This is a genomic window from Peribacillus sp. NPDC096622, from assembly GCF_044762665.1.
GTDB lineage: Bacteria > Bacillota > Bacilli > Bacillales > DSM-1321 > Peribacillus > Peribacillus frigoritolerans_B.
Genome location: NZ_JBIWES010000004.1, coordinates 332,665 through 346,184 on the forward strand (window position 1 = coordinate 332,665; position 13,520 = coordinate 346,184).

The 13,520-nt window shown below is 40.4% G+C and carries 13 protein-coding genes; 3 read left to right on the forward strand and 10 right to left on the reverse strand.

Annotated elements, in window-relative coordinates; all coding sequences use genetic code 11:
- Positions 1-149 precede the first annotated feature (149 nt).
- Positions 150-722, forward strand: a complete 573-nt coding sequence (locus ACIQYG_RS10485) for a biotin transporter BioY (RefSeq protein WP_402837713.1) — start codon at positions 150-152, stop codon at positions 720-722.
- A 249-nt stretch (positions 723-971) separates the two neighbouring features.
- On the opposite strand, the gene ACIQYG_RS10490 is transcribed toward ACIQYG_RS10485, so the two are convergent.
- A complete protein-coding gene (locus ACIQYG_RS10490; protein ID WP_402837715.1) occupies positions 972-1,457 on the reverse strand; it encodes a YusW family protein in 486 nt (161 codons plus the stop codon).
- Positions 1,458-1,556: 99 nt separating this feature from the next.
- The gene (gene trhA / locus ACIQYG_RS10495; RefSeq protein WP_402837717.1) at positions 1,557-2,201 is read right to left on the reverse strand and encodes a PAQR family membrane homeostasis protein TrhA; all 645 of its coding nucleotides are present in this window, start codon (positions 2,199-2,201) and stop codon (positions 1,557-1,559) included.
- 159 nt (positions 2,202-2,360) lie between these two features.
- On the opposite strand from trhA, the gene ACIQYG_RS10500 reads away from it, so the two are divergent.
- Entirely contained in the window at positions 2,361-2,948 is a 588-nt protein-coding gene (locus tag ACIQYG_RS10500; RefSeq protein ID WP_402837719.1) for a DUF2087 domain-containing protein, read from the forward strand.
- Between the two features lie 47 nt (positions 2,949-2,995).
- On the opposite strand, the gene ACIQYG_RS10505 is transcribed toward ACIQYG_RS10500, so the two are convergent.
- The 3 genes from ACIQYG_RS10505 to ACIQYG_RS10515 form a co-directional block, all read right to left on the reverse strand.
- Positions 2,996-3,595 carry a cell wall hydrolase gene (locus ACIQYG_RS10505; protein ID WP_402837721.1) on the reverse strand — a complete coding sequence of 200 codons (600 nt, stop codon included), beginning with the start codon at positions 3,593-3,595 and terminating at the stop codon, positions 2,996-2,998.
- A gap of 105 nt (positions 3,596-3,700) precedes the next feature.
- Entirely contained in the window at positions 3,701-4,276 is a 576-nt protein-coding gene (locus ACIQYG_RS10510) for a GNAT family N-acetyltransferase (RefSeq protein WP_402837723.1), read from the reverse strand.
- A 39-nt stretch (positions 4,277-4,315) separates the two neighbouring features.
- Entirely contained in the window at positions 4,316-4,720 is a 405-nt protein-coding gene (locus tag ACIQYG_RS10515) for a secondary thiamine-phosphate synthase enzyme YjbQ (RefSeq protein WP_402837725.1), read from the reverse strand.
- A gap of 205 nt (positions 4,721-4,925) precedes the next feature.
- Here ACIQYG_RS10515 and ACIQYG_RS10520 point away from each other — a divergent pair, with 205 nt between their 5' ends.
- Complete coding sequence (locus ACIQYG_RS10520) at positions 4,926-5,276, forward strand: VOC family protein (RefSeq protein ID WP_402837921.1); 351 nt, start codon at positions 4,926-4,928, stop codon at positions 5,274-5,276.
- 41 nt (positions 5,277-5,317) lie between these two features.
- Here ACIQYG_RS10520 and ACIQYG_RS10525 read toward each other — a convergent pair whose 3' ends face one another.
- The 5 genes from ACIQYG_RS10525 to ACIQYG_RS10545 form a co-directional block, all read right to left on the reverse strand.
- Positions 5,318-7,210 (reverse strand): PTS fructose transporter subunit IIABC, encoded by a 1,893-nt coding sequence (locus ACIQYG_RS10525; RefSeq protein WP_402837727.1) that lies wholly within the window; start codon positions 7,208-7,210, stop codon positions 5,318-5,320.
- A 4-nt stretch (positions 7,211-7,214) separates the two neighbouring features.
- Positions 7,215-8,135 (reverse strand): 1-phosphofructokinase, encoded by a 921-nt coding sequence (gene pfkB / locus ACIQYG_RS10530; RefSeq protein ID WP_402837729.1) that lies wholly within the window; start codon positions 8,133-8,135, stop codon positions 7,215-7,217.
- The gene (locus ACIQYG_RS10535; protein ID WP_402837730.1) at positions 8,135-8,887 is read right to left on the reverse strand and encodes a DeoR/GlpR family DNA-binding transcription regulator; all 753 of its coding nucleotides are present in this window, start codon (positions 8,885-8,887) and stop codon (positions 8,135-8,137) included. Before ACIQYG_RS10535 ends, pfkB begins: the two co-directional genes overlap by 1 nt.
- 221 nt (positions 8,888-9,108) lie before the next feature.
- Entirely contained in the window at positions 9,109-10,377 is a 1,269-nt protein-coding gene (gene odhB, locus ACIQYG_RS10540) for a 2-oxoglutarate dehydrogenase complex dihydrolipoyllysine-residue succinyltransferase (protein WP_402837732.1), read from the reverse strand.
- Between the two features lies 1 nt (position 10,378).
- Complete coding sequence (locus ACIQYG_RS10545) at positions 10,379-13,231, reverse strand: 2-oxoglutarate dehydrogenase E1 component (protein WP_402837734.1); 2,853 nt, start codon at positions 13,229-13,231, stop codon at positions 10,379-10,381.
- Positions 13,232-13,520 lie beyond the last annotated feature (289 nt).

The window sequence follows — 13,520 nt, forward strand, 5'->3', positions numbered from 1 at the left end:
TTGAATTTTACCTTGGTCAACCCCTGTCTTCTAAAAGACCATTATGAAATAAAATTCATAATATCATTGACAGTGTTTACTTAACATATTAAAATTCTTTATATGTCAACTCGTTATGCAGCCAGGTTTACATAAAGGGAGGAAGCACGATGAAGGAGCGTCATGAGAAGTTAAGAATGATGATGGTTACAGCTTTATTTGCAGCAATTATAGGAATACTTGCCCAAATTACAATTCCACTGCCATTAGTACCGATTACAGGACAGACTCTAGCTGTTGGACTGGCAGCAACGATACTGGGTTCACGTTATGGAACCTCTTCCGTTTTATTATATCTGTTCATAGGGGCAGCGGGAGTACCGGTTTTCGCTGAAATGTCAGGAGGGCTGGCTAAGATATTCGGTCCTACTGGCGGTTATTTATTATCCTATATCCCGACAGTATATATAACTGGCCTGATATTGGAAAAAACCCGTTTCTCAGTCGCAATGGCTTTCCTTGCAAATACAATCGGGATGATAATTACTTTGGTCATCGGTACGGTTTGGTTAAAATATATGAGTTCATTATCTTGGCCAGTGGCATTTGCCAGCGGTTTTGCACCATTTATAATCGTAGGCGTTTTAAAGGCATTCCTTGCATCTTGGCTTGGCATAACAATCCGTTCAAGGTTAGCGTCGGCTAATATGCTGCCAAAAAGAAATGCACCACTATCGCAATGATGGGTAAATGAAGAAAAGGGTACCGCAAGCGGTACCCTTTTCTTCATTCCAGAACACTACAAAAAAAAGACTCTTAAAAAAGAATCTTTTTTGCAAGTATTTATTGCGGTCCTATCCCCATAAGTCCGAATATGAATAGCAAATGTATATTATCCCCTTTGCTAACCGTAACCATTTTACTATAGGAACAGTAATTTGACAACTATTGACGGCACATATGAACTTGCAGAATAGAGTAATGGATTTTAGTTACTTATTATTCACTTGATATTCTTTTTTCGTACCATCTTCGAAAACGACCTCTAAATCAAATTCCTGATAGTCATCCTTCAAATTAAATGCTTTTGTCACTTCTTGAATGACTTCCTCATCTGATGAATCTTTGGTGAATGTCAATTTTTCTAGAATCGGGGTCAATTCTTTCATTGCCTCATCACCGTGAACTTCGTGTTTGTTAAGTTTGTCCTCGATCGAAGCTTCTGTTTGAGCTCCCATTGTATCATATTCAGCTTCGTATTCGTTATCATTGCCGGTATAATCCACTTCTAATTGAAAATCCTTATATGTGAAAGGCAGTTTTTCATTATTATCCGTACCTGTTTCAGAATTATTTTCCGCTTGATTTTCATTTTCCTGAACCGGCGGGTTTTTCACTTCATCGTTTTCTTCGCCGCATCCAGCCAAAACAAGCAAAGCGGCAAACGGCACTGATAATATTTTGATTGATCTTCTCATTAGTTTTTCCTCCTTTAGTCTGTATACCTTAATTATTTCCTAATAGGGGTCATTTAAAACCTCAACCAATCTCTCAGATACATCAAATCGACCAAGTGATCATAGTGGAAGGATATAAAACAATACTGCAAAAAAGTGTGTGACAGTTCCCCCAAGCACGAATACATGCCAAACCGCGTGATGGAACGGAAAACCGCGCCAAACATAAAAGATGGCTCCAAACGTATAAAGCAATCCCCCTGCAATCAGTAACTGGATACCAGCTGAAGGCATCGTAGCTGTAAGTGGCCCCCAAACGATAACGATCATCCACCCCATTGCAATATAGAGAATCGTCGAAAGGAAAAGGAATTTTTTCACATAGAAAGCTTTGAAAACGACGCCAATGATTGCAACTCCCCAAATGATACCTAGCAGTGTCCAGCCTAGTGACCCTTTGATCACAAGAAGCATGATGGGCGTGTATGTTCCAGCAATGAATATATATATGGCCGAATGATCAAAGATTTCAAATATATCCTTTGTTTTCCCCTCTGGAAAACTATGCACTAAAGTGGAAGAGACGTATAAAAGAAGCATGGAAACACCATATATGACTGAAATGACTACATTCCAAGTCGATCCTGTTTGAGCTGAGTATATGATTAAAAACACAAGTGCAGCAATACTCAACAAAACGCCGACACCATGGGTTATCGCATTGACTACTTCTTCTTTTTTTGTATAAACATGCGTATTAGCCATGTTACAGCTCCTTAATTCCGGATTATTTTTTTAGTATTCCCCTAAAGTATACATCAGATCTTCCAAGCATTATAGAAAAGTGAATATTAACTTGATTGACAGTCACTAATTAGATTATTATCTAATTAGATGATAATCTAATTATGAGGGGGGACAAAATTGCAATTAGAAAAATTGGTAGCTTTCCACAAAACGATTGGTGATGTGACAAGGATTAGGATTATATCCATCCTGGCAAACGGACCAAAACACGGACAGGCACTTGCGGGAATATTAAAATTGACGGCCCCAACCATTTCACACCATTTAACGAAATTGAAAGACATTAATTTAGTGAGGGATCGGAGGGAAAAAAATACGGTATATTATTTTTTGAATGAAGATGTCCTGAAGCATTATTCGTCAGCATTACCTAAAATGGTTTCAACTAAGGGGGACCCCAATAAAATGGAAAGTCAAAAGCTGAATTTAGAACACAAAAAGATCCTTGAGAACTTTTTTACTCCAGATGGTCGACTAAAAACCATACCAGCACAGAGAAAAAAGAAAATGATCGTTCTTCATCATATTGCAGGCCTGTTGGAGAAGGGACGAAAATATCCGGAAAAAGAACTGAATGAATTCATCCAGTCTTTCCATGATGATTATGCAACGATACGACGTGAACTCATTATCGGAAGCATCATGTACCGTGAAAACAGCATTTATGAACTGAATCCCCGCGAAATGTGGGCTGATATCGTTTAACAAAAAAACCGGCCCCCCATTTGGAAAGCCGGTTTTTAATATGCAGTTTAAATGGCAAAATGGTGGCCGCCGATAATTTTTATTACTTCTAATTGTTTCATCCATTCGCTGTCCGAAATACTGGGATTCCAAAAATACAAGGCATCATTTGTGTAGCCATGAATGGCCAATGCTTCATTGACAGCTCTCTTGGCATCATTTCCTGCTGGTTTGTTTATACTGCCATCACCAACAGGCGAGAATTGGTTTTTTTGATAAATCACTTCCCGGACCGTATCAGGGAATTCATTGCTATCAAGACGATTCAAAACAACTCCTGCCACCTCGACCTTTCCTCTGTATGGTTCCCCTTTGGCTTCTGCATGCACAAGCCTTGCTAATAATTCTTTATCTTTTTCATTCATTACATGTGGAATAATCAATGTTTTACCAGGTTCGGCAACATTATTTACATTATTATTGACTTTTTTTAACTTACCGATTGGAACACCGTGCTGCTTTGCAATATCCCATATCGATTCACCTTGTTTAATGACATGTTTGGTTGCCCCATCAGAAGCTTCACTTGTCGTTCCCTTAGGAAAAGCTATACCAAGTACGATGACACTTAGAGTCATTATCACGGATATTAATACTGATAATTTCATCCTGTTACCTCCTCGTTAAGCACCTTCCTAGGATAACAGACCATATGGGAGAAAACAGTGCTAAATTTTTTCCAAGGAAATGAAGGAAAAATTTTCAGGGTCAATTCATCTTCGGAATTTTAATGATTCCCACTCTTCCCGAAGCATTCCCATTCTGATTGAATCATAATAATAACCATCATGATAACGGCATTTTCTCATTCTTCCCTCTACTTGCATGCCAACCTTTTTTCCAACTGCGATCATACGTTCATTACCTGACCAAGTTGTAAGTCCAACCCGCTCAATCTCCAGGTTTTCGAATAAATAGCCAATGAATATCATTAATGCTTCTGTTCCATGACCGCCATTCCAATACTTGGGATCAAAAATAGTAATTCCGATTTCAAGCCATCGTGAAGGTTCATGTTCCCAGTAATATACAACAGAACCTATAATTTGATCGTTTTTTTCCATTAATAGCTCGGAATAAGCCCCGATTTTCTCATCATAGGTTTTATGCTTCGTTTCTTTATCGATAAACGTATGGAAATCAATGAGTTCAAGAGGCTGATAAGGTGCATCCCACTTTTTCCATTCTGGATCGGCTTCGCCATATTTCAGGCTCCATAAACGTTTTAAATCGGCTTGTTTAACATTCCTCAATTTGACTTTGCTTCCTTCAATCCAAACATCGTCCAATCCGCTTCCACCCACCTCATCCTTACAGTGCCTTCCATTTTACTGGTCGACACATAACTTAATAAAATATTGCCTTTCTCTGGGACCATCGAATTCACAAAAATATACACCCTGCCAAGTACCAAGGACTAAGCTCCCTTTATGGATGATCACCTGTTGTGAAGAACCAACCGTACTTGATTTCAAATGGGCAGCCGTGTTCCCTTCCATATGTAAATCCAATGTATGATTCCATGGGTATTGCTCATCCAGTCTTCTTAATATATCCTTTTTGACATCGGGATCAGCATTTTCATTAATCGTGATTCCTGCTGTCGTATGTGGACAATATATAAGAGCTATCCCCTCTTGAATCCCATTTTCCTTGATGAATGCCTGTACTTCTATCGTTACATCAATCATATCATCCCTTTTCGTCGTTTTTAAGGTATTTTTCTTCAGCATCTACATTCACTCCTTTTGTTCATTTTAATACTCCTTTACCCATAAACATTACATTCATGCTTTCTTAAACCACTCACGACTAAAACATAAGGAAATCTTATCGATGACAATTAAAAAAATAATATATCCTTATTGATTTTTTTGTTTTAAAATTGGAAATATAAGGAAATAGATTGGTTGCAAGCTGAACTTCATTTTTAAGTCAATCGACCATTACCAATTAGCATCTCCTAATAATACCGAGGACCAATCAAGGAAGTTTTTCACTGAGATACTAATGTTCCGGGAAGTGAAAAAGCCTTCGTCATTAAGTTCCAATGGCGGGTTATGGTTTGAATCGGGATCGATCAAAATTCATGTCGGAACGGAGGATAATTTCATTCCCGCAAGAAAAGCGCATCCAGCACTTGAAGTTGAAAATCTCATTGAATTTAAACAACATTTAATGACTAAGCATATTTCTTTTACAGAAGACGAGAGGTTGCCCGGGGCGAACCGCATATATTTATCCGATCACTTCGGCAACCGGATCGAAATTTTGGAATGGAAATATTAAAAAGCGGGTCCATTTTTCTCGGACCCGCTTTTGTAGTATATTTATTTTTGTTTCTTTTTCCAGAATCCCAAAATTAAAGCGGTAATGAGGGACCCTATTAAAATCGCCAGCAAATAGCGGAAAGGATGGTTGACTAGGGGGATGACGAATATTCCCCCATGTGGCGCTGGCAATGTTACACTAAAAGCCATTGACAGCGCTCCTGCCGTCGCTGCCCCAACAACACTGCTGACGATAACCCGCAATGGATCCGCTGCCGCAAAAGGAATGGCTCCCTCTGTAATGAACGAAGCACCCATGAAGTAATTAGTGAAACCGGATTTCCTTTCCATTTCACTGAATTTACTTTTAAAGAATGTAGTTGCAAATGCGATTCCTAGAGGAGGAACCATTCCACCAGCCATAACTGCAGCATGCGGTCCGAAACTTGATGCCTCAATGGCTGCAATCCCAAAAGTGAATGCCGCTTTATTTATGGGCCCTCCCATATCCACAGCCATCATACCGCCAAGAATCAAGCCAAGGAATATTGCGTTCGTGCCAGATAAGCCCTGGAGCCAATTGGTCAGTCCCGTGTTAATTGCGGTTACTGGTTCATTTACGAGAAATACCATGATAAACCCTGTAATTAACATCCCGAATACAGGATAGAGTAAAACCGGTTTAATGCCATCGAGTGTTTGCGGTAACTTGGAAAACAATTTTCTTAATAGCAAGACGACATAACCTGCAAGGAAACCGGCAATCAGTCCGCCAAGAAAACCGGCATTAGCCTGTGCTGCCAATAATCCCCCTACCATACCAGGGGCAAAACCTGGACGGTCGGCTATACTTGAAGCGATGAATCCAGCTAGTACAGGGACAAGCAAGAAGAAGGCACCATTTCCCCCGCCTATATCACTTAATGCTTTGGCAATGGGATTATATTCCGGATTTGCCGGATCGGCTGCCTCGATTCCAAAAAAGAAGGAAAGCGCAATCAAGATACCGCCCCCGACGACAAATGGAAGCATATTACTTACACCATTCATCAAGTGCTTGTAAATCCCCAATCCACCTTTAGCTGAATCACCTTCATCACTTTTATCATTTCCAGTTCCATTGTAAACAGGTGCATCCTGATTCACGGCTCTTGTTAACAGTTCCTCGGTCTTCCGGATCCCATGGGCAACAGGGACAATGATGACATGTTTACCATTAAAACGGTCCATTTCCACCTGCTTATCAGCTGCAACGATAATCGCATCCGCCTCATCAATTTCTGCGGCCGTTAAACCATTTTTGATTCCTGTGGAACCATTTGTTTCCACTTTGAAATCGATTCCCATTTCCTTCGCTTTGGCCTTTAACGCATCTGCAGCCATATAAGTATGGGCAATTCCTGTTGGACAAGCTGTAACGGCAAGGATTTTACCTCCTTTATTGTTACCGCTGGCACCATTACTCGATTGCTGCTCTTCACTTTCTTCTTCATAAGCCTCCATTTCTTTTTGATTGATTATCTCCAACACTTCCTCACCAGAAGAAGCAGAAATCAATCGGGCCCTGAATTTATCATCCATCAGTAACGAAGAAAGCCGGGAAAGGGTTTCCAAGTGATCTGCATTCGCTCCTTCACTTGCTGCAATCATAAAGAACAAATGAGCTGGCTGCCCATCAAGCGATTCATAATCCACACCACTGACCGATTTTCCGAAACAGATGGCAGGTATCTTTACAGCATTTGTTTTTGCGTGCGGTATGGCTATCCCTTCACCAATCCCTGTTGTGCTTTGCTCTTCACGTTTTAAGATGGCAGCTTTGAAACCATCCACATCATTTAACCTGCCTGCCTCGGCTAACTTTCCTGATAGTTCATCAATGACTGCTTGCTTTGTAACACTTTGCAGATCGATTATGATTGTATCCAATTTTAACAAGTCTGTAATTTTCATAGAGTCAGCCTCCTGTTAGTTGATTGATAGCAATTTGCGGTAATAACTCTTCAATTTTATCCAATGTACCGAGATCGGATGAAAAGGCTGTAGCACTTCCTGCTGCAAGGCTGAATCGGAAAGCAGATAGAATATCCCCTTTCCTTTCATATGTCCCGATGAAACCTGCTACCATGGAATCACCGGCACCCACTGAGTTGATGACGTTCCCTTTTGGAACATTTGCGGAATATGATTCTCCACCGGAGCAAAGCACGGCACCCTGTCCCGCCATTGAAACAATAACGTTTTGTGCTCCTGCTTCAACCAATTTAGCGCCATATTCCCTAGCATCATCAACCGTACTTATTTCGGTGGAAAAAAGCTCACCCAGCTCATGATGATTGGGCTTGATTAAAAATGGCCGGTGCGGAAGGACATTCAGTAATTCCTTGCCACTCGTATCCACCACCACTTTTATGCCGTTATGGGAACAGGTTCTTGCCATGGCTTCGTATACATCGGAAGGAACACTTGGAGGGATGCTTCCTGACAAAATGAGGATATCATCATTATTCAACTGTTCAATCTGACTGAATAATTGTTGATAATTCCCTTTTGAAATGACTGGCCCTTGGCTATTAATTTCGGTCTCAAGCCCTGTTTTCAATTTAATGTTTATTCTTGTATCTCCAGCTATTTCTGTAAAGTCCGTGAAAATCTCTTCCTGTCTTAAAAACCTTTTTACAAATTCACCTGTTTGACCACCGATGAATCCTAACGCTGTCGTATTATTTCCAAGCCTTTTTAGCACTCGGGAAACATTGATCCCTTTCCCTCCAGGGAATTTTGCATCATAACTGGTTCGATTCACCTTGCCCATTTGAAAACTCTCCACCTCGACCAGGTAATCGATGGATGGGTTAAGTGTCACTGTATAAATCATTAAATGGTCACGACCTTTATCTTTGGATTTTTTTGAAGTTGAGCAACAGCCTCTTCATCATTGCTGTCAGTAAGGATTATGGCATCGCTTACATCTGCCACCTTAGCGAAAGTAGCTTCATTCAGTTTTGAACTGTCAGCAAGCACGTAGGTTTCGTTAGAGAGGCGTAATGCCATCTTCTTCAGCAGGGCTTCTTCCGGGTCGGGTGTTGTGAAACCCAAATCTTGATGGATGCCGTTCATTCCCAAAAAACATTTATCAAAACGGTATTCATTCAAAAACTGCACAGCATTGCTTCCTATAACCGCATTTGTCGAAAATTTTATCGTTCCGCCAACTAACACTGTTTTGACTTCCAATTCGATGAGTTTTGGAATATGCATAAGACCATTTGTCAGCACCGTTATATTTTTATCCTTTAAATAAGGGATCATTTCGGCAGTTGTCGTGCCTGCATCAAGATATATACAATCATTTTTCTCTATGAATGAAGCCGCCAGCTTTGCTATAAGTTGTTTTTCAGCTCTTGCTTTATATTGCTTTTCCATAGTTGTTGGTTCAAGGCCTTTTCTTTGAAGTAAAGAGGCCCCGCCATGCACGCGTTTCAAGAGCTTCATTTCTTCGAGTTGCACTAAATCTCTCCGAATGGTCGACTCCGAGGCTTGTAACTGATCTACAAGCTCCTGCAGCTTTACCGTTCCTTGTTCTTTAAGAATCGATAAGATGAACTCATGCCTTTCAGTTGTCAACAATTCGCCCACCTCACTTTAATATCATCATCATATATGAAAACGAAGGAATAATCAATCATAAACGTTTAAAAATATTCAAATTCATTCATCATTACCTTCAAAACCATTCATTCGAAAAAAACTTTTGAATCCCATTATCTTTTTTTCTATGAAAATATCCTTTCAGTTCTTCACAAAAAAAACCCCCATGTCAAGATGACAGGGGGGTTCGTATTATTTTATTAACCTTGAAGTAAAAGTTGTTCTGGATCTTCAAGCATATCTTTGATGGCCACTAAGAAACCTACAGCTTCTTTTCCGTCTACGATACGGTGATCATAAGATAATGCAAGGTACATCATTGGTCTGTTTTCGATTTGATCTCCAACAGCGATTGGACGAGTCTTGATTGTATGCATGCCCAAAATCCCAACTTGAGGGGCATTCAAGATTGGTGTAGATAATAGGGAACCGAAAGTCCCTCCGTTTGTGATGGTAAAAGTACCACCTGATAAATCTGAAAGTCCCAGTTTGTTGTTACGCGCTTTAACAGCTAAATCCGAAATGTTCTTCTCGATTTCAGCAAAGCTTTTGCGGTCGGCATCCCTTACAACCGGAACGACAAGACCTTCATCAGTGGATACTGCTACACCGATATCGTAAAAGTTCTTTTTCAGGATATGGTCGCCTTGGATTTCAGCATTCAATAACGGATATTTTTTCAATGCGCCAATGACCGCTTTAGTGAAGAATGACATGAAACCAAGTTTAACATCATTTGTTTTCACGAAAGAATCCTTATGGCGATTACGCAATTCCATGACTGCAGAAAGATCTACTTCGTTAAAAGTAGTAAGCATGGCTGCTTCTGATTGTACTTGAACTAGACGTTTGGCAATGGTTTGACGACGGCGTGTCATCTTAACCACTTCAATGCGGTCATCATTCACTTCAACTGGAGCGGCTGCTTGTTTAGGTGCAGCTGCTTGTTTTGGAGCTGCAGCAGGTGCTGCAGGTGCATTAGTTGCTGCTTCTACGTCTTGTACACGTACACGACCTAGTGGATCTGCTACAGGCACTTGAGTCAAGTCAATTCCTTTTTCACGAGCCAATTTCCTTGCAGCTGGTGATGCAATAACTTGTTGAGTGGATGATGCTTCTTTCGCTTCTGCTTTAGGAGCCTCTTTAACAGGAGCCGCTTGTTCAGCCTTAACTGGTTCTGCTTTAGCTTCTACAACCTTAGGAGCTTCCGCTTTTGGAGCTGCTGCAGCTGATCCATTTTCATCAACGATGGCGATAGCCTGTCCAACTTGGACAGTATCGCCTTCTTCTGCTAAATGTTCCGAAAGTGTACCAGTATAATCTGAAATGATTTCAACGTTCACTTTATCCGTTTCAAGTTCAAGGACATATTCTCCTTTTTCAACGTGATCACCGGGTTGTTTTAACCATTGCGCAATAGATCCTTCAGAAATTGATTCTGCCAATTCAGGTACTTTTACTTCAGCCATTTTATTTCTCCCCCTCATTATTGCGTGTAATTGCTTGAGTCATAATCCGTTGTTGTTCATTTTTATGGACAAGTGGATCTCCCTCAGCCGGGCTTGATCTGCGCTTCCTTCCTATATATGTTACTGAAAGATTGCCAGGAGCCGCTGCATTCAGGCGAGGTTCGACAAATGTCCAAGCACCCATGTTTTTAGGTTCTTCTTGAGCCCAGAAGATTTCTTTAAGATTTGTATATTTTTTCAGGGCTTCTTGAACTCCAGTGAATGGGAATGGGTAAATTTCCTCGATACTGATGATTTGCAACCAATCCGTATTTTTTTCAGTTGCAGCTTTTTCACGAAGTTCAACCGCCAATTTACCTGTTGCAAAAACAATGCGTTCAACCGATTTAGGTTTCTTGCCCAAAGCTTTGGTTTCTACGAATGATTCAAAAGCACCTTCACTGAATTCTTCTGCTGTAGAAGCCATCACTTGATTACGAAGCATACTCTTCGGTGTCATGATGACAAGCGGACGCACTTGCTCTTGATCCAAAATCTTAGCTTGTCTTCTAAGGATATGGAAGTATTGAGCTGCCGAACTTAAGTTGGCGACTGTCCAGTTGTTTTCAGCTGCTAATTGAAGGAAGCGTTCCAGTCGTGCACTTGAGTGCTCTGGTCCTTGTCCTTCATAACCGTGTGGAAGCAGCATGACAAGACCTGATTTTTGACCCCATTTTGCACGGCCTGCCGCGATGAATTGGTCAAAGATCACTTGTGCTGTATTAGCGAAGTCACCGAATTGGCCTTCCCATAATACAAGTGTCTCAGGTGCAAAAACATTATAACCATATTCATAAGCCAGAACTGCCGTTTCAGTAAGCGGGCTGTTATGAACAGCGAATGAAGCTTTGGCAGTTTCAAGTGTGTGAAGTGGTGAATATGTTTTTCCATTAACACTATCATGTAACATGATATTACGTTGTGCGAATGTTCCACGCTCTGAATCTTGTCCTGTCAAACGGATTGGCGTGCCGTCACTCAAAATCGATGCAAATGCCAATGTCTCGGCATGTGCCCAATCAATTTTTCCGTCAGCACCAAAGGAATCCAAGCGACGAGATAAAATCTTTCCTAATTTTTTATTAGGAGTGAATCCTTCCGGCCACTTAACAAGCTCTTCGTTAATTGTAACAAGTTCTTGTTTCGGAACTGCCGTTTCAATGGCTGGAAGTCCTTTTTCAATAATTCCAGGAGGATTACACTCTTTGGAAGCTTCCGGTTTATTTCCGGAAATTTTCGCATATGCATCTGCAAGCCTTGTATCCACTTGCTCACCAATCGCTTTAACTTCGGCTTCAGTGAACTCGCCAGATTCAATAAGTTTTTTCCCGTAAAGCTCTTTTACGGTAGGATGCTTATGAATTAATGCATACATTTCAGGTTGAGTCACCAATGGCTCATCCATTTCGTTATGGCCGAAACGTCTGTAACCGATCAGGTCGATCAAGAAATCCTTGTTGTATTTTTCACGATATAGGTTAGCAAGGTTCACAGCAGCCATACATGCTTCTGGATCATCTGCATTTACATGCACGATCGGCACTTCAAAGCCTTTTGCCAAATCACTAGCATATAAGGTTGAACGTGAATCTTCACTTTCCGTTGTAAAACCGATCATATTATTGGCGATGATATGGATTGCGCCGCCAACTTGATAACCGCGTAAACGGCTTAAGTTAAACGTTTCAGGTACAATTCCTTCACCTGGGAATGCAGCATCACCATGAATCAGGATTGCAAGAGATTTGGAAATGTCTTGCACCGGGAATCCTTTTTCCGTACGGTCTTCTTGAGCCGCACGAGAATACCCTTCCACGATTGGACCGACTACTTCCAAGTGACTTGGGTTATTGGCAAGTGTAATCCTTGCTTTTTGTATATTAGCTTTAGTAATCTGTTTATCCAGACCTAAATGGTATTTAACGTCACCTGTCCATCCATTGTTAATGCCTGTCGAACCTTCGGAAGGAACCAAATCTTTATTCGGTGAATGTTGGAATTCAGAGAAAATGACCTCATAAGGCTTTCCTAATACATGTGCAAGCACATTCAAACGGCCACGGTGAGCCATGGCAATATTCACATTACCCGTTCCGTTTTGGACAGTTTGTGAAATCATTTCATCTAAAATCGGAACCATAGCATCCAGTCCTTCAATTGAGAAACGTTTTTGCCCTACATATGTGCGGTGAAGGAATTTCTCGAAACCTTCTACTTCATTCAATCGTTTAAGTAATAGTTCTCTTTTCTCTTTTCCCACTTCCGGGAACATGTTTCCAGATTCGACCATATCAGTAAGCCATTGCTTTTCATCCAAGTCATTAACATGGTGAAATTCAAAGGCTATCGTTTTTGTATAGAGTTGTTTTAGGTATTGTACGGCTTCGTATCCGTCTTTCACGTCTTCAGGTGATTCCGGACAAATGAAGTCAGCCGGTATTTTCCTTAAATCATCTGCAGTCAAGCCATATTTTTCAAAGTGAATTTGTTCAGTGTCCAGAGCTTCTTCTTTTAAAGGATAAATATTTGCAGCAAGATGTCCGTATGCACGGATATTTTCAGCTAACTTCACTGCAGACATAATTTTCTTCATTGGAAGAACTTCTCCAGTTTGTACAGTTGATGCACTTACAGTCGTTGTTTCTGCCGATACATCGAATGAAGGAGGACCTGCTACTTCAAAAAAGTTTTTCAGTTCCGGATCCACTTCTTCCGGGTTGGCTAGAAATAAATCGTATTGCTCCATGACATACCCAAGGTTCGGACCTGAAAAAGCTTTCCAGTGGTCTAATACCTTAGAATCATTGATGGTCATTTTGTAAACCCCCAAATTTTTCTCATAATTTTTTTCATTCCGTTTTATCCATCCCCAAATTTCTTTCTTCTAATTTTTCCCCAAATATATGATATATATAAGATATATAATAAATAAGTTTGGTTATTGAATAATAAAATTTTAAAGGATAAAACGTTTTCAGATGTTATATTAACATGTTTTTGTCGAAATATCCAAAGGTTAAACCACTTTATACAACCTTTTTTCAACTATATTTCTGCTTAATTCGTCAAAAATCGCTTTTAATTGTCTTTTTTGCTCATTTAAG

What these genes read in the sequence shown, in the direction of transcription:
- ACIQYG_RS10485 (WP_402837713.1), top strand. Translation starts at nt 150, where the DNA reads ATGAAGGAGCGTCATGAGAAGTTAAGAATGATGATGGTTACAGCTTTA.
- ACIQYG_RS10490 (WP_402837715.1), bottom strand. Translation starts at nt 1,457, where the DNA reads ATGAGAAGATCAATCAAAATATTATCAGTGCCGTTTGCCGCTTTGCTT.
- trhA (WP_402837717.1), bottom strand. Translation starts at nt 2,201, where the DNA reads ATGGCTAATACGCATGTTTATACAAAAAAAGAAGAAGTAGTCAATGCG.
- ACIQYG_RS10505 (WP_402837721.1), bottom strand. Translation starts at nt 3,595, where the DNA reads ATGAAATTATCAGTATTAATATCCGTGATAATGACTCTAAGTGTCATC.
- ACIQYG_RS10515 (WP_402837725.1), bottom strand. Translation starts at nt 4,720, where the DNA reads ATGCTGAAGAAAAATACCTTAAAAACGACGAAAAGGGATGATATGATT.
- ACIQYG_RS10525 (WP_402837727.1), bottom strand. Translation starts at nt 7,210, where the DNA reads ATGAAAATTACAGACTTGTTAAAATTGGATACAATCATAATCGATCTG.
- pfkB (WP_402837729.1), bottom strand. Translation starts at nt 8,135, where the DNA reads ATGATTTATACAGTGACACTTAACCCATCCATCGATTACCTGGTCGAG.
- odhB (WP_402837732.1), bottom strand. Translation starts at nt 10,377, where the DNA reads ATGGCTGAAGTAAAAGTACCTGAATTGGCAGAATCAATTTCTGAAGGA.
- ACIQYG_RS10545 (WP_402837734.1), bottom strand. Translation starts at nt 13,231, where the DNA reads ATGACCATCAATGATTCTAAGGTATTAGACCACTGGAAAGCTTTTTCA.